This is a genomic window from Streptomyces sp. NPDC007875 (assembly GCF_042868035.1).
Classification (GTDB): Bacteria; Actinomycetota; Actinomycetes; order Streptomycetales; family Streptomycetaceae; genus Streptomyces; species Streptomyces antimycoticus.
The window spans coordinates 1-15,534 of sequence record NZ_JBIADZ010000036.1 but is presented as its reverse complement, the minus strand read 5'-3'; the positions used below and the strand labels follow the sequence as shown (position 1 = coordinate 15,534).

Here is a 15,534-nt window from a genome sequence, read left to right as displayed (position 1 = left end):
CAGGGCGAAATGCGTGGTGAGCCGGGTCGCAGGGTCGTCGTCACCGGCCTCGGTGCGGTGTCCGGGATCGGCATCGGCGCGGCGGAATTCCTCGCCGGACTGCGCGCCGGGAAGAGCGCGGCGGGCCCCATCACCGCGTTCGACACGGAGGGCTTCGACCGCTCTACGGCGTGTGAGGTCAAGGATTTCGAGCCGGACCGGTGGATTCGAAATCTCGATGTGCGGACCCTGGGCCGGGCGAGCCGGTTCTCGGTCGCGGCGGCCCGTATGGCGGTGGCCGACGCCGGATTCGCCGAGTCGGAGAGCGCGCTGCGCGACATCCCCTGTCTGATCTCCGTCGGCACGACCGACGGCGAGTCCAGGGACCTGGACCATTTGGTCGAGGAGGAAGTGGACCTGGGGCCCGAGCGGATGGATCCCACGGTCGCCCGGCGGGTGCCCGCCGGACGGCTTTCGAGCGCGATCGCCCAGGAGTTCGGCCTCACCCGGGCCGAGGCGGTCACCCTCCCCACCGCATGCGCCGCCGGGAACTACGCGATCGGCTACGGCTTCGACGCCATCCGCGCCGGGGACGTGGACCTCGCGCTGTGCGGCGGGGCCGACGCCCTGTGCCGGAAGACCTTCACCGGCTTCTACCGCCTCGGCACCATCGCCCCCGAGCGCTGCCAGCCCTTCGACAAGGACCGCAAGGGCATCCTCACCGGCGAGGGCGCGGGCATCCTGGTGCTGGAGAGCCTGGAGTCGGCGCTGGCCCGGGGCGCCCGTATCTACGCCGAGGTCCTCGGCTACGGACTCAACTGCGACGCGGACCACCCCGTGGCCCCCAACCAGGACAGCGTGGCCCGCTGCATGCGGCTCGCCCTGGACAACGCCCACGTCAAGCCGGAAGAGGTCGACTTCATCTCCGCGCACGGCACCGGCACCAAGGCCAACGACATCACCGAAGCCCGCGCCATCCGCCAGGTGTTCGGGGACGCCGCCCCGCCGCGCACGGTCTCCATCAAGTCGATGATCGGCCATTCCATGGGCGCCGCCGGGGCGCTGGCCTCGATCGCCTGCGCCCTCGCGCTCACCGAGGGCTTCATCCCACCGACCATCAACCACCAAGAGACCGACCCGGAATGCGGTCTGGACTGTGTGCCCAACCAGGCCGTGGAGGCCGATCTGAAGGTGGTCCAGAACAACGGTCTGGCCTTCGGCGGCAACAACGCCGTCGTCATCTTCGGCAAGAGCCGAGCGGACTGGTCATGAGTCAGCTGGTGACCGGCGCCGGGGCCGTGGCGAGCGTGGGCGAGGGCGTCGACGAGGTCTTCCAGGCTCTGTGCGCCGGCATCAGCGGACTCGGCGAACTGCGCGGTTTCGACCGGGAGCAGTACCGGACCCGCCACGCGTACGAGATCGACGACCGCCCCGCGCCCGGCGCCGACCTCCCCGGCCGCGCCACCGACTGGCTGCTGCGCGCGGTCGGCGAGGCGGCGGCCCAGGCGGGGCTCGGCGAGGACCTGAGCGAGGTGCCCGTCCTCGTCGGCACCGGGCTGCGGGAACTGCGCTCCGCCGAACTCGCCTGGCGCGACGGCGCGCCCTTCGACATCGGCCGGCTGCACTTCGGCACCGCGCTGCGGACACGTTTCAGCGCGGTCCGCACCCACACCTTCTCCGGGGCCTGCTCGGCCTCCCTCTACGCGCTCGCACTCGCCGCCGACCTGCTGACCACGGGGGCCGAGGACACCGTGGTGGTGGCCGGTGTGGACACCCTCACCGAGTCGATGTACGGGCTGCTGGACCGGGTCAACAGCGAACCCCCCGACCGCGTCCGGCCGTTCGACCGGGACCGCCGCGGGGTGCTGATGGGCGACGGCGCGGCGGCCGTGGTGCTGCGCCGCGAGGAGCCCGGCGCGGGGACCGGCGCGCTCGGCCGGGTGCGCGCCGTCAGCATGAACTGCGACGCGCGCCATGTGACCGCCCCCGACCCCCGGGGCATCGCGCGGGCGGTGCACGAGGCGCAGTGGCGGGCGGGCGTCAAACCGGGCGATATCGATCTGGTGCTGCTGCACGGCACCGGCACCCAGCTGAACGACGCCGCCGAGGCGGCCGCGATCGCCGAGGTCTTCGGCCATGAGGTGCGCGGGCCCCTGATGACCGCCATCAAGTCCATGACCGGTCACACCTCGGGCGGCTCCGGTCTGCTCAGCCTGATCGTCGCGTTGGAGTCCCTGGCGTCGGGCCGGGTGCCGCCCACCTTGGGCCTGGCCGAACCGCTGCCCGAGGCCGAGGCGTTCCGGTTCGTCCGGGAGGAGGCGCGGGACGGCGGGGATCTGCGGGTCGCGCAGATCGACGCGTTCGGCTTCGGCGGTGTCAACGCGGTCGCCATCGTGGAGAGGGCCGGCCGATGACGCAGGGCCCCGGTGAAGTCGTCGTCACCGGCGTCGGCCTGGCCCTCCCGGGCGCCGACACCCCCGACGCGCTGCTGCGCCGCACCGCCTGCCCCGTCACCGGACCCGCCGCCGAACCGTTCGATCCCGCCGCCCGGATCGGCCGCCGGGGCCACCGCTACAAGGACCGGGCCACCCGGCTGGCGCTGTGCGCCGCGCTCGACGCGTTGCGGAACGCCCGCCTGATCCCCTCCGACGGCGAGGAGGTGACGGTGCCCGGCGACACCGTGGGCGTGGTCGCCAGCTCCAACCTGGGCAACCTCGACACCGCCTGCCTCACCGCCGCCGCCATCGCCGAGCGTTCGGCCGTGGACCTGAGCCCCATGAGCCTGCCGAACGCCTCCAGCAATGTGATCGCCTCGTGGGTGGCCATCCGCCACGGTCTGCGCGGCCCCAACCTGATGCTGTGCAACGGGGCGACATCCGGCCTGGACGCCGTCCACTGGGGCGCCGCGCTGGTCGCGGCGGGCCGGGTCCGGCGCGCGGTGGTGATCGGTGTGGAGACGCACAACGCCGTCGTGGAGGATCTGCTCGGCCGGTCCGCCGATGAGCTGCTGGACGGCGCGGCCGCCCTCGTGGTCGAGGGCGCCCGGTGGGCCGAGGGCCGGGGGGCGCGAGCCGCCGCCGTCCTCGGTCCGTACGAACGGCGGGCCGGGCTCAGCGGCTGTGTGGAGGCCCTGCTGCCCGGCGGCGCCGCGCCCGGCGTCTGGTTCACCCCCGAGCGTTACGCCGAGGGGCCGGCCGGGGCCGGGACCGAGAGGTCCGCCGGGGCCGTACCGGTGCCGGAGTCCGTACCGCGCTACGACGTCACCAGCGCGGTGGGCCGGGCCTCCGGGGCACTCGGGGTGCTGCAGTGCGTGGCGGCCATCGGGTGGCTGGCCCGCGCCGAGGCCGGGACGGACGCCGAGACCGGCGCCGGGCCGCAAGACGGCGGGCCGCAAGACGGCGGGCCGCAAGACGGCGGGCCGCAAGACGGCGGGCCGGAAGCGGGAGCCGGGAGCGGTACCGGCTTCGGCGCCGGTCCCGGGGCCGCGCCGGGCCCGGTGCCCGCGTCCCGCCAGGCGCTGATCACCAGCGGTGACGACACCGCGGACGCCGTGGCCGGACTGCTGCTGCGCCCCACGCCCGACCGGTGCCACCCGCACCCCCCACGTGCCCCCCTTATCTCCATGGAGTGTTCCCGATGACCGCCGCCGCCCCGCCGATGTCGACCAAAGCCCTGCTGACGGACGCCACCACCGTCCGGCTGCGCCCGCGCTACGAGGGCTCGAACATCTGCACCTGGATCGGCTTCAAACACGTCAACTACCTCGTCGAGGAAGCCGTGCTGGTGCACTTCGCGGACTCCGGGGCGCCCGCCCGCCGGCTGTACGAGGAGCACGGTCTCGGGCTGGACATCGTCGCCCTGGAGACCCGCATCCTGCACGCCTTCCACATGGACGACGTGGCCGAGGCCGAGGTGGCGCCGGACACCGCCGACGACGACCGCACCCTCGGCTTCCGGGTGACCCTCCGCGTGGAGCGCGGCGGCTCGGTCCTCAAGGCCGTGGCCGCCAAGGTGCGGGTCTCGCTGCGCGCCGACGCCTATCTGCCCGAGCCCGCCGAACCCCCTGCCGAATTCGCGCCGTTCGTGGTGGACCGGCTGGGGGCCGAGGGGGCCACCGGGGAGCTCGCGCGGATCCGGGTGCCGCTGCCGGACGGGGACGAGGACGCCGTCCTGGCCTCGCTGACCGAGGGCCGCAACGCCTACGCCTGGAAGTGGACCATCCCCTATCCGTACTGCCACTTCACCGAGCGGCTGCAGATGTCCGGCTATCTGCGGCTGTTGGAGGAGGCCAAGGACCGCTTCGTCCTGGACCGCGGCATCTCCATCAAGACCCTGCTGGACGACCGCAGGTGGATACCGGTCGTCCCCCAGTCCTCGGTGCGTGTCATCGACGAGGCGGTGATGGAGGAGGACCTCTACACCGTCTACACGGTGGAGGAGATCTTCAAGGACCTCACCTACACCGCCCGGATGGACTGCTTCGTCGTCCGCGACGGCGCGCTCACCCTCACCGCCACCGGCCGGATCACCCACGGCTACGCGCTGATCGAGAACCGCAGTGACTGGCGGCTGGTCCCCTTCGACCAGCGGGTGCTGGACGCGCTGGCCGGAAAGCAGAGCGGCACCTGATGGACGACGTACTGGTCACCGGCCTCGGCGCGCTGTCCCCGCTGGGCACGGGCGTCGACGCCTTCTGGCGGGGGATGCACGCGGCGGACAGCGCGCCGGTGCGGGTCCCCGATCCGCTCGCGCAGATGGACCATCCGCTGATGTACCTGGTGCCGGAGGCTGACCTCCCGGACGGTCCTGAGGAGCAGGACGGGCTGCCGCTGGGGCGCGGCTCCCAGTTCGCGCTCGCGGCGGCGCGCGAGGCGGTCGCCGACGCGGGGCTCGCCGCGCCGCCGGGGCCGGACGCCTCGGGCACCACGGAGGCCGGGCTCGATCCGCGCCGGGTGGCCGTCGCCCTCAGCACCGGCATGGGCGACACGGATCTGCACGAGGGCTGGTGGACCGGCCAGGCCCCCGCGTCCGGCCGCTGGGCGCCCGCCTTTCCCCTGGCCTCGGTGGTCGGCGGGTGGTTCGGCGCGCAGGGCGTCAACACCTGCGTCAGCAACGCGTGCGCCGCCAGCGGCTACGCGCTCTCGATGGCCGCCGATCTGATCCGCTCCGGCGAGGCCGACGTGGTCATCGCGGGCGGCGCCGAGGCGTACTCCCGGGTCGCCCTCGCCTGCTTCAACCGGCTGGGCGCCATCGACCCCGAGCGCTGCCGCCCGTTCGCCGCCGAGCGGCGCGGCACTCTCTTCGGCGAGGGTGCCGCCGTGCTCGTCCTGGAGTCCGCCTCGCACGCCCGCGCGCGCGGCGCGCGCACCGTCTACGGCCGTCTGGCGGGCGCCGGTTGGAGCTGCGACGCCTACCACGCGACCGCCCCCGAGCCCTCCGGTGAGCAGATCGAGCGCGCGATGCGCGTGGCGCTGCGGGAGGCGGGGGCCGGGGCAGGGACCGAATCCGGCTCGGGCGGGCTGGGGTTCGTGATCCCGCACGGCACCGGCACCGCGCTCAACGACGTGGTGGAGAGCCGGGTGCTGGACGCGCTGACCCCCCGGACGCCGCTCTACAGCGTCAAGGCGCTCATCGGGCACACCGGCGGCGCGGCGGGCGCGTTCGCCGCGCTGGCCGCCAGTTTGGTGCTGCACCACAAGACGCTGCCGCCGAATGTGCCGGTCGGCACGCCGGATCCGGAGTGCGCGGTGCCGCTGCCGTACGGCTCCGCGCCCATGACCGCGGCGTACGGGCTGGTCAACGCCTACGCCTTCGGGGGCAACAACATCTCGCTCGTCTTCGGGGAGGCCGCCGCGTGAGCGACGCACGTGCGGCCGCCGGGCCGCGGATGGCGACGAAAGCCGCGCCGCTGCGCCGCGTGGGCGGAGAAGCGAACAAGGAGGCGGCGCGCAGCGAACCGGCCGTCGGCCTGGTGGTGACGGGCATCGGCACCGTGGGCGCGGACGGCTTCGACTTCCGTACGGCGCTCGGCCGGCACGGCTACAAGTACCTGCCCGCCGCCTCCCAGTACTTCCTCGCCGCGGCCAAGGGCGCACTGGCACAGGCGGGCCCGGACGCCCTGGCGGCGGTCGGGCCCGAGGAGCGGGGCGCCGCGGTGGGCACCAACAGCGCGGCCGTCGCCCTGCACCACACGATGGACCGTACGGTCACCGCCACCGGGGCCGGGGATCTGTCCCCGGTCACCGCGCCCTACTTCTCCATCAACCTCTTCGGCAGCCGACTGGCCACCGAACACGACCTCAAGGGCTTCAACCTCACCTTCACCAGCCCCCGCGTCGCGGGCCTCGAAGCGCTCCAGAACGGCCAGCGCGCCATCGTCACCGGCCGGGCCCGGCGGCTGCTGGCCGGGGCCACCGAGGAGGCGCTGCCCGAGGGCGAACCGGGGGCCGGCACCTCGGAGGCCGGAGCCGTCGCGCTGGTGCTGGAGCCCGAGACGGCCGCCCGGAGCCGGGAGGCGGCGGTGTTGGGCCGGGTGGGCGTCCGCTCGTTCTTCCTGCCGCCGCGGGTGGCCGCCTCCGCCGAGGGGGCCGAGCTGGCCGCGGCGCTGCTGCGGGACGCGCTGGACGCCCTCGGCCACCGGCCGGACCAACCCCTGGCCGTCACCGCCGTCCTGGACGGCTCCCCGGTCGGCGAGGCCGTGGCGGCGGCGCTGGAGGAGAAGGTGCTGGACGAGCAGGCGCCGGGCGGGCGGACAGCGACCGGGAAGCCCGAGCGGGTCCCGGCGGGCGCGGGCGCCCTGGAGCCGGTGGCGCGCGTGGCCGCCGCCCTCGGCGCACCGGCGGGCCACGCCCATGCCGTCGTCACCGCGGCGGCGGAGGGGAACGCCGCGGTCTGCCTGGTCATCCCGGGCGGGGCGGGCGTCATCCCGGACGGTCCCGGTGCCACCCCGGGCAGGGCCGCCGGAGCGGAAGCGAGCAGCGCGGAAGCGAGCAGCCGATGAGCGGACGACGGAGGGCGAGCGGCCGATGATCACCCGACTCGAAGGTTCCTGGTGCCTGGTCCTGGGCGCCTCCAGCGGTATGGGCCTGGCCATCGCCCATGAACTGGCCCGCGAGGGCGTCCACATCCTGGGCGTCCACTTCGACACCACCGACGGCCAGGAGAAGGCCGCCGTCGCCCGGGAGGAGATGCGCGGCCACGGCGTCGAGGCCCACTTCTTCAACGCCAACGCGGCCTCCGCCCGCACCCGCGAGGAGCTGCTGCCCCGGTTCGAGGAGCTGACCGGCGGCACGGGCATCCGGATCGTGGTGCACTCCCTGGCCTTCGGCACCCTGCTGCCGTACGTCGGCGCCGAGGGCGAGGACAGCCTGACCGCCCGCCAGATGAACATGACGCTCGACGTGATGGCGCACTCCCTCGTGTACTGGACCCAGGACCTGTTCACCGCGGGGCTGCTTCGCGAGGGCGCCAAGGTGTACGCGATGACCAGCGCCGGGGGCACCCGGGTGATGCCCCACTACGGCGCCGTCTCCGCGGCCAAGGCCGCCCTGGAGTCCCACGTACGCCAGCTCGCCCTGGAGCTCGCCCCCTCCGGCATCGCCGTCAACGCGCTGCGCGCCGGGGTGACCCCGACCCCGTCCATGGAGCGCATCCCCGGCAGCGACCGGCTCGCCGCCCACGCACGGGACCTCAATCCGCACCGGCGGCTGACCCGCCCCGAGGACGTCGCCGAAGCCGTCTCGCTGCTCTCGCGCACCGACTCCTCCTGGATCACCGGCAACGTGATCGGCGTGGACGGAGGTGAGCTGTTGACATGACGGCCCATCTGCTGATCGAGACGGGCGGGCCGCAGACCGGACCCGCCTGCGAGCGGTTCCTCGGCGACGCCGCGCGGCTGGCCAGGGACGGCCACCAGGTGGTGCTGTTCCTCGTCGAGAACGGCGTGACCGCCGCCGTCCCCGGCACCGCCCCGGGCATCGAGACGTTCCTCGGCGACGGCGGCGAGCTGTGGGTGGACTCCTTCTCCGCCGCCCAGCGCGCCCTGCCCGCCGCCGATCTGACGCCCCGGGCGCGGCTGGTGGAGATGGACGACGTGGCCGCCAAGCTGCTGGAACCGCGGGTCAGGGCGGTGTGGCACTGATGCCCAGGCCCGTCCCCCGTACCGATGTGCTGCTCAACCTCTTCGGCGCGCCCCACCAGACCGACCTGGTCACCTCGGCGCTGCGGCTGGCGTCCGCGCTGCTCGACCGGGGAGCCCGGGTGCAGATCTGGACCTGCGGCGACGCCACCCGGCTGACCGGCGCGGCCCTCGGCGACACCAAACCGCGCGACTACATCGACCTGGGGCGCGAGCATCCGTCCACCGCCCGTGTCGTCCGCGAGCTGATCGAGGATCACCCCGACCGGCTGTACTGGTACGTGTGCCGCTTCTGCGCCGAGGAGCGGGGCGCCGCCGACCAGATACCGCAGGTGCGCACGCGGGCCCCCTTCGTCTTCGCCGAGCATGTGAACGCGGCGGACAAGAGCCTGCTCATGGGGGTGTGCTGAGCCATGGGCGATCAGGCGCGCTGGCTGGTGATCGTGGAGAAGGCGTACCGGGGCTCGATCGAGACCCAGTACGCCGACGTGCTGTACTGCGTGCCCGATCTGCACCGGCAGAGCGGCGGCTGCGATGTGGCGCTGCGCGGCCCCGCCGTCGGCTACGCCCTCGACACGGGCCCCCGGCCCTCGCTGCGCCTGGGCACCCGCACCCTGGACACCCTGCCCCACCCACCGGCCTCCGTGGCGAAGCTGCTGGCCGCCGGGGTGACCGTGCTGGTCGAGGAGGACGGCCTGGCCGCGCTCGGCCGCACCGCCGCCGAGCGGCTGCTGCCCGGCGTACGCGTCATCGAGGGCGACGACCTCGCGGCGCGCTGGCCCTCCTACGAACAGGTGTGGTTCCTGTGACCCGCCCCTCCCACGGCCCCCGGGCCTTTACCGAAGGAGTACCCGAACCCATGGTCAACGCCCTCGGCGGGGCAGCCCCGGTCATCTCGGCCTGGACCGCCGTATCGCCCCTGGGACTGCGCGGGGCCGACTTCACCGCGGCCCTGCGGTCCGGCCGCGCGGCCGGACGTCCGCTGGACCCCGAGGAGTGGTCGGTGCCGTTCCGCGAGGCGAGCCTCGTGCCCGACTTCCACATCCGGCAGATCCTCGGCCGTAAGGGCACCCGCTCCATGGACCGGGCCACCGGACTGGCCGTCACCGCGATCCGACATCTGCTGACCGGGGAGGGGGAGCCCGACGAGGCCGAGCGGCTGCCGGGGGTGGGCGAGGAGACCGGCCTGGCGCTCGGCACCAGCACCGGCTCCGCCCAGAGCATCATGGACTTCACCCGGGACTCGCTGGTGGGGAAGAAGCCCTTCTACGTGGACCCGGCCCGGTTCCCCAACACCGTGATGAACTGCGCGGCCGGTCAGTCCGCCATCTGGCACGGGCTCAGGGGCCCCAACACCACCATCGCGGGCGGCCGCGCCACCGGACTGCTCGCCCTCCGGTACGCGCTGCGGCTGCAGCGCGCCGGACGGGCCCAGGCCGTCCTGTGCGGGGCGGTCGAGGAGTTCTCCTCCGCTCGCGCCTGGCTGGAGTGGCACGCCCGCACGGATGAGGAGAGCGCCGACAGCGCCGCCGTGCTCGGCGAGGGCGCGGCCGTGTGGCTGCTGGAGCCCGAAGCCTCGGCGCGCGAGCACGGCCGTAAGGGGCTCGCCGAGGTCCTGGGCCTGGAGTTCGGCTGCGCGGCGGACGCGAAGCAGGCCCGTACGGTGCTCGCCGCGGCGATCGGCCGGCTGCTGGACCGCACCGGCGTGGCCCCCGGCGAGCTGAGCACCGTCGCCGACTCCGGCGCCCCCGGCGCCGAGGGGGAGGCCGAAGGCGCCGCCCTCGCCGACGCCCTCGGGGGTGCGGAGCCGCCACGGATCACGGCCGCCGACACCGTCGGGGACACCTGCGCCGCCGCGGCGGCCTTCCAGATCGCCGCCGTCCTGGCGCTCGCCGAGCGCGACCCCTCTGCTTCCTCGGCGAGTGAGCCGAAGGAGCGCGGCGCTGTCGAAAGGGAGAGCGCCCACGGGCCCCTGAGGAACGAAGGGGCCGAGCACGGCCGACCGTCGACAGGGGGCACCTCCCAGCGGCAGCTGGAGGAGACTGAAGCGCCCCGGAGGCGAACCGAGCCTCTGAAAAAAGGCGACATCGCTCTGGTCACCACCGTGGACCGGGACGGCGTGGTCGGCGCGGCCCTGCTGCGGATCCGGTGACGGGCCGGCCGCCCCCTGAGCTGAAGGAGCTGGTTGAGATGACGGACCCAGAGACGACGGGCGGCGCCCTCGACGGCGCGGCGCCCCGTACGGCGCTGGTCTTCCCCGGGCAGGGCGCCCAGAAGGCGGGCATGGGCCAGGCGTGGCGGGACACCGCGTCCTGGGCGCTGGTGGCCGAGGTATCGGAGTACACCGGTATCGACGTCGAGGAACTCCTGCTGAAGGCCGACGACGAGACGCTGCGCCGCACCGATCTCGCCCAGATCGCCGTCTTCACCACCGAGGCGCTCGCCCACCGCGAGGCGGAGGCCTCCGGGCTGCTGGCCGGGGTGGTGGCCTGCGCCGGGCACAGCCTGGGCGAGTACACCGCGCTCCACGCCGCCGGCGCCCTGCCGCTCGCCGACACCGCCCGCCTCGTCGCCGCCCGCGGCCGGGCCATGCGCGCATGCGCCGAGCGGTCGCCCGGCACCATGGCCGCCGTGGTGCGGCTCGGTCCCGAGACCGTGGAGGCGCTGGTCGCCCAGGTCCAGGAGGACGGCGGCCAGGTCTGGATCGCCAATGTCAACGCACCGGGCGCCATCGTCCTCTCGGGCACCGCCGAGGCCGTGGACCGGCTCGCCGAACTGGCCGTCGAGAGCGAGGGCAAGGTGATCCGGCTCGCCGTCGGCGGCGCCTTCCACAGCCCGCTGATGGCCTCGGCCGCCGACGACGTGCGCGAGGCCCTGGCCGCCGTGCGCTTCGCCCCCGAGCACCTCCCGGTGGTCGCCAACGTGGACGCCCGCCCGTACGCGAGCGGCGAGCACTGGCGGGAGCTCGAACTGAACCAGCTCACCAGCCCGGTGCGCTGGGAGGAGAGCGTCCGCACGCTCGCCGATGAACTGGGCTGCACCCGGTTCGTGGAGCTGGGCCCCGGGCGCCAGCTCACCGGCATGATCCGCCGGATCGCGAAGGGCGCGCTCACCGTCCCGGTCGAGTCGGCCGCCGCCCTCGCCGGGCTCACCAGCCCTGAAACCGCTGAAAGCTCCGAAACCCCTGAAGCCCCCGAAAACTCAGAAACATCCGGAACCCCCGAACCCCGCTGAGCCTCACCCTTTGAGAGCGGAAGGAGACCCCCGCATGGCCGACGCCACCGCCGCCCTGGACATGGACGAACTGCGCACCTTCGTCGCCGATGTGCTCGATGTGGACGAGGAGGACGTCACCGACGACGCCGACTTCGTCAAAACGCTGGGCGTGGACTCCCTCATGGCCCTCGAGGTCATGGTCGTCCTGGAGAAGAAGTACTCGGTGAAGCTGGAGGAGCGGGAGATGAAGGACATCACCACGCTCCGCAAGGTGCACGACCTGCTCGCCTCGAAGCTGGGGAAGTGAGATGACGGCGGCCGTGTGCGGGCCGGTCGACGGCACCGTGGAGGTCGTGGACCCCGGCGTCCCCGGTGAGCGGCCCGCCCGGTGCGTGGCCGTGGTCGGCGCGTCGGAGAAGGTGTTCGCCGGGCACTTCCCGGGGTTCGCCATCTTCCCCGGAGTATGTGTCGTGGAGTACGTCCAGCGCGGCGCCCTCGCCACGCTGCCGGAGCGCGAACCGGGCGGGCGGTGGGTCCTGGCGGCCGTCGAGTCCTCCCGCTTCCTCAGCCCGGTCTACCCCGGAGACGAGCTGACCAGCGAATACGTCTGGTCGCGCAAGGACGGTGCGGTGCGCTGCCGGGCCTCGGTGGCCACCGGGCGCGGACCCGCCGCGCAGATAAGGCTCCGCTTCGAGAACCGGGACGCCCAGGGCGCGGAGGCCGGGGCGGGGGAGTGGAGAGACCAGGGCCGAGGAGCGGACGCCGGATGATCACCGTCGATGAGATCAAGCGGGTGCTGCCGCACCGCTACCCCATGCTGCTGGTCGACCGGGTCACCGAGCTGGTGCCGGGCGAGCGGGCGCGCGGGCTGAAGGCGGTCACCTGCAATGAGCCCTGGTACGAGGGGTTGCCGGACACCGCGTCCGAGGAGGACTACCACTATCCGTGGACGGTGCTCATCGAGTCCTGGTGCCATGTGGCCGGGGTGCTGGTGGCCTGGGACCGGCCCAACCCCGATGTACGCAAGGGCAAGGCGATGCTGCTCGGCGGCATCACCGACGCCGAGTTCCACCGCCCGGTGGTGCCGGGCGATGTGGTGGAGCATCATGTGCGATTGGCCCGTCAGGTCGGCGAGACCTTCGTCTTCGAGGGCGAGAGCCTGGTCGGGAAGGAGACCGTCCTCACCATCGGGCGGCTGACGATGACCATGCGCCCGGCCTCCGACCTGGACGCCCCGCCCATGGCCGCCTCGCCCGCGACCGACCCGCCGGCGGCCGCGCCGCCCGTGCCCGACCCCCCTGTGCCCGACCCCCTCTGACCGACACCACCTCCGGGAGAAGGACCTCACCGTATGTCCGACCGAATATCCGACGACACGGGCCGCGCATCCGGTGACAAGGAGCCGACACCGCGCGTCGCGCTGGTCTCCGGCGGCTCCCGCGGCATAGGCCGGTCCACCGTGCTGCGGCTGGCCCGGGACGGCTTCGACGTGGCGTTCTGCCATCACTCCAGCCCCGACGCCGCCCGCGAGCTGGAGGAGGAGGCGGCGCGGCACGGCGGCGGGCGAGTGATCGGCCGGCAGGCGGACGTCCGCGACGCGGGCGCGGTGCGCGAACTGGTCGCCTTCACCGAGGAGTCGCTGGGCCCGGTCGACGTCGCGGTCACCTCAGCCGGGATCACCCGGGACAATCCGCTGCTGCTGATGAAGGACGAGGAGTGGCGGGACGTCCTGGAGGTCAACCTGGACGGCACCTATCACGTGTGCCGTTCCGTGGTGTTCGGAATGATGAAACGCAAGTCCGGATGCGTCATCAACATCTCGTCGGTCGCCGGTGTCCACGGCAATGCGACCCAGAGCAATTACGCGGCTTCCAAAGCGGGGATCATCGGCTTCACCAAGTCGCTTGCCAAGGAGGTCGGACGGTATGGCATACGGGCCAATGTGGTGGCGCCCGGCTTCGTCGAGACCGATATGACGGCGGAGCTTTCCGAACGGGTGCGCAAGGAGGCGGAGCAGAGCATCCCGCTGCGCCGCTTCGGCCGTCCGGAGGAGGTCGCCGACATGGTCGCGTACCTGGTCGGAGCGGAGTATGTGACGGGAGCGGTGTTTCAGGTCGACGGCGGCATCGTCCTCTGACGGGCACCGTCGGCACCTTTGTTCGAGTGGTGTTCGCCGGCTGAGGGCCGCTCAATGAGCGTCATGCACGAGACGGACGAGCGAGGGGGCAGGACGTGGCGGCCAAGCGCAGCAAAGTACCGCGCTTCTATTTCAATTTCCGCAGCCCGTACAGCTGGATCGCCTACCGTGATCTGATGGACCGCTATCCGGATGTCGCACAGGCGGTGGAATGGCACCCGTGGTGGGAGCCGGACGCGGATGGTGAGCGCCGTATGGCCGAACAACGCCATCACTTTCCGTATACGGCGATGTCCCGGGAGAAGCATCTCTATATCCTCCAGGATGTGCGCCGGCTGACGACCGACCGCGGCCTCGCGGTCAACTGGCCGGTGGATCTCGACCCGGTCTGGGAGGTGCCGCATCTGCCGTACTTCCTGGCGCTGGACGCGGGGCTCGGCCCCGCCTACATCGAGCGCGTCTACCGTGCGCGCTGGCAGGAGGGCCGCGACATCTGCGACCGTACGACCATCGCGGCCATCGCCGGTGAGCTGGGGCTTCCGTCCGACCGGGCGGCGGCAGCGGCCGATGACGAGGAGCTGCGCGGTGGCCGGGGACTCCAGGCCCTGCTCGCGCTCAGCGACGACGGGGCGTTCGGCGTGCCGTTCTTCACCCACGGCTATGACAAGTTCTGGGGCGTGGACCGGCTGGCGGCCTTCGTCGACGCGGTCCGCTCCGGCTCCGGGCCGCGCCCGGGCTCCGGCGACCGGTCCGGCACCCGCTCCCGGGACACGCCCGCCACCGTGCTGTCGGACACCGACTTCGCCGCCGCCCGGTCGGCCGATCCGGGCCATGCCGGAGGCTGTGGCTGACTCTTCGCCCGCCCGCTCGTTCACACGTTGTCGCCCGTCCACCGCCCGTCCCGACCGCCCACCGCCCGCCGCGACCGAGACGAGAACGCCCTGACCGCCGACGGACACTCCCCCTCCTGGAGGACGCAGATGCCCGAGCCACGCCAGACGTCGGCGCGCTCCCCCTCCCTGGGAGCCCGCGCCCTCTCGGCCGCGGCCCTGCCGATCGCCCCGCTGTACGGGGCCTCGCTGGCGTATCTGGCCTTCCACCCGCGGCGCCGGGAACAGCGGGAGCACCCACGGGATCACGGGCTGCCCTGTACGGAGCTGAAGGTCCCCTTCGCGGCGCGGAAGCACCTGGACACCTGGTTGTGCCCGGCGTCCCCCGAGAAGGTGGTGGTGCTCGGGCACAGCATGGCCACGGCGAAGGACCACAGCCTGCGCCATGCGAAGTTCCTGCACGACGCCGGGTACACCGTCTGTCTGTTCGACCACCGTAACCACGGGGCCAGCAGCGACGACCGGGCGCTGTTCGGGCTCGGCGACCGGTTCGCGAGCGATGTCACCGCCGTGGTGTCCCATCTGCGCGACCAGCGGGGGTACGGCACGGCGCGGATAGCCTTCTACGGCTTCTCGTTCTCGTGCTTCTCGTCCATGTGGGCGCTGACGCACGACGGATTCGAACTCGACGCGCTGGTGTGCGACAGCGGCCCGGGGCACGACGTCCCGCCGCTGCTGCGCAAGTTCCTGGAGGCGGAGGCGCTGCCGCTGCCCGCTGTGCTGAAGGGCGAGCCGGCCCGTTCGGTGGTGGCGCGGACGCTGTGCGCGGTGGGCCCGGCCATGCTCCGGGCCCAGTGGCCCCCGCCCGCGACGGGCAAGTTCGCCAAGATCCCCCTGTTGTTCATGTCGGGCGAGCACGATGCGATCGTGCCGCCTTCCTCGGTGGACGCGCTGGCCGAGCGCTATGCCCAGGCCGAGACGCACGTCCTGCCGGGAGCCGAGCATCTGCTCGGGCTGGAGACCGATCCCGAAGGCTACGCGAGCGTGGTGCTGGATTTCCTTGAGCGGGCCCTGGGGTAGCAACCTTGACCGTCCCTCTCGGGACGGAACTTTTCGGAAGAGGGAAGAGAGAGCATGCAAAAGGTGCTCATCGCCAACCGTGGCGAGATCGCTGTCCGTGTTGCCCGTGCCTGCCGGGATGCCGGGATCGCGAGCGTAGCCGTCTACGCCGATCC

The 15,534-nt window shown here is 73.1% G+C and carries 19 protein-coding genes; all 19 read left to right on the top strand.

What is annotated here, in order from left to right:
• The first annotated feature begins 9 nt into the window (after window positions 1–9).
• Entirely contained in the window at window positions 10–1,251 is a 1,242-nt protein-coding gene (locus tag ACFYOY_RS42805) for a beta-ketoacyl-[acyl-carrier-protein] synthase family protein (RefSeq protein WP_351895304.1), read from the top strand.
• Window positions 1,248–2,393: a beta-ketoacyl synthase N-terminal-like domain-containing protein gene (locus tag ACFYOY_RS42800; protein WP_351895301.1), complete on the top strand. Its 1,146-nt coding sequence runs from the start codon at window positions 1,248–1,250 to the stop codon at window positions 2,391–2,393. The genes ACFYOY_RS42805 and ACFYOY_RS42800 overlap by 4 nt, the downstream gene beginning before the upstream one ends.
• Window positions 2,390–3,619, top strand: coding sequence for a beta-ketoacyl synthase N-terminal-like domain-containing protein (locus tag ACFYOY_RS42795; protein WP_388593194.1), 1,230 nt, complete (start codon window positions 2,390–2,392; stop codon window positions 3,617–3,619). Before ACFYOY_RS42800 ends, ACFYOY_RS42795 begins: the two co-directional genes overlap by 4 nt.
• On the top strand, window positions 3,616–4,608 hold the full coding sequence (locus ACFYOY_RS42790; protein WP_388593191.1) for a hypothetical protein: 993 nt from the start codon (window positions 3,616–3,618) through the stop codon (window positions 4,606–4,608). The genes ACFYOY_RS42795 and ACFYOY_RS42790 overlap by 4 nt, the downstream gene beginning before the upstream one ends.
• Window positions 4,608–5,837 (top strand): beta-ketoacyl synthase N-terminal-like domain-containing protein, encoded by a 1,230-nt coding sequence (locus ACFYOY_RS42785; protein ID WP_351895280.1) that lies wholly within the window; start codon window positions 4,608–4,610, stop codon window positions 5,835–5,837. Before ACFYOY_RS42790 ends, ACFYOY_RS42785 begins: the two co-directional genes overlap by 1 nt.
• A complete protein-coding gene (locus ACFYOY_RS42780; RefSeq protein WP_388593188.1) occupies window positions 5,834–6,979 on the top strand; it encodes a beta-ketoacyl synthase N-terminal-like domain-containing protein in 1,146 nt (381 codons plus the stop codon). Before ACFYOY_RS42785 ends, ACFYOY_RS42780 begins: the two co-directional genes overlap by 4 nt.
• A 25-nt stretch (window positions 6,980–7,004) precedes the next feature.
• A complete protein-coding gene (locus tag ACFYOY_RS42775) occupies window positions 7,005–7,796 on the top strand; it encodes an SDR family oxidoreductase (protein ID WP_351895268.1) in 792 nt (263 codons plus the stop codon).
• Window positions 7,793–8,119 carry a DsrE family protein gene (locus ACFYOY_RS42770; protein WP_014060981.1) on the top strand — a complete coding sequence of 109 codons (327 nt, stop codon included), beginning with the start codon at window positions 7,793–7,795 and terminating at the stop codon, window positions 8,117–8,119. Before ACFYOY_RS42775 ends, ACFYOY_RS42770 begins: the two co-directional genes overlap by 4 nt.
• Entirely contained in the window at window positions 8,119–8,526 is a 408-nt protein-coding gene (locus tag ACFYOY_RS42765) for a hypothetical protein (RefSeq protein ID WP_351895257.1), read from the top strand. The genes ACFYOY_RS42770 and ACFYOY_RS42765 overlap by 1 nt, the downstream gene beginning before the upstream one ends.
• 3 nt (window positions 8,527–8,529) lie before the next feature.
• Complete coding sequence (locus tag ACFYOY_RS42760) at window positions 8,530–8,925, top strand: hypothetical protein (protein WP_351895247.1); 396 nt, start codon at window positions 8,530–8,532, stop codon at window positions 8,923–8,925.
• A gap of 50 nt (window positions 8,926–8,975) precedes the next feature.
• Window positions 8,976–10,268: a beta-ketoacyl synthase N-terminal-like domain-containing protein gene (locus ACFYOY_RS42755; RefSeq protein ID WP_351895241.1), complete on the top strand. Its 1,293-nt coding sequence runs from the start codon at window positions 8,976–8,978 to the stop codon at window positions 10,266–10,268.
• Between the two features lie 38 nt (window positions 10,269–10,306).
• Window positions 10,307–11,350: an ACP S-malonyltransferase gene (locus ACFYOY_RS42750; protein WP_388593183.1), complete on the top strand. Its 1,044-nt coding sequence runs from the start codon at window positions 10,307–10,309 to the stop codon at window positions 11,348–11,350.
• Between the two features lie 34 nt (window positions 11,351–11,384).
• A complete protein-coding gene (locus tag ACFYOY_RS42745; RefSeq protein ID WP_211125396.1) occupies window positions 11,385–11,639 on the top strand; it encodes an acyl carrier protein in 255 nt (84 codons plus the stop codon).
• Between the two features lies 1 nt (window position 11,640).
• On the top strand, window positions 11,641–12,102 hold the full coding sequence (locus tag ACFYOY_RS42740) for a 3-hydroxyacyl-ACP dehydratase (protein ID WP_388593180.1): 462 nt from the start codon (window positions 11,641–11,643) through the stop codon (window positions 12,100–12,102).
• Window positions 12,099–12,650: a 3-hydroxyacyl-ACP dehydratase FabZ family protein gene (locus ACFYOY_RS42735; RefSeq protein WP_388593177.1), complete on the top strand. Its 552-nt coding sequence runs from the start codon at window positions 12,099–12,101 to the stop codon at window positions 12,648–12,650. The genes ACFYOY_RS42740 and ACFYOY_RS42735 overlap by 4 nt, the downstream gene beginning before the upstream one ends.
• Window positions 12,651–12,683: 33 nt before the next feature.
• On the top strand, window positions 12,684–13,469 hold the full coding sequence (fabG, locus tag ACFYOY_RS42730) for a 3-oxoacyl-ACP reductase FabG (protein WP_388593174.1): 786 nt from the start codon (window positions 12,684–12,686) through the stop codon (window positions 13,467–13,469).
• 95 nt (window positions 13,470–13,564) lie between these two features.
• On the top strand, window positions 13,565–14,320 hold the full coding sequence (locus ACFYOY_RS42725) for a DsbA family protein (protein ID WP_351895202.1): 756 nt from the start codon (window positions 13,565–13,567) through the stop codon (window positions 14,318–14,320).
• 129 nt (window positions 14,321–14,449) lie between these two features.
• Window positions 14,450–15,379: an alpha/beta hydrolase gene (locus tag ACFYOY_RS42720; protein WP_059148455.1), complete on the top strand. Its 930-nt coding sequence runs from the start codon at window positions 14,450–14,452 to the stop codon at window positions 15,377–15,379.
• Between the two features lie 54 nt (window positions 15,380–15,433).
• On the top strand, window positions 15,434–15,534 hold a 101-nt coding region (locus ACFYOY_RS42715; protein ID WP_344316556.1), incomplete at its 3' end, for a biotin carboxylase N-terminal domain-containing protein.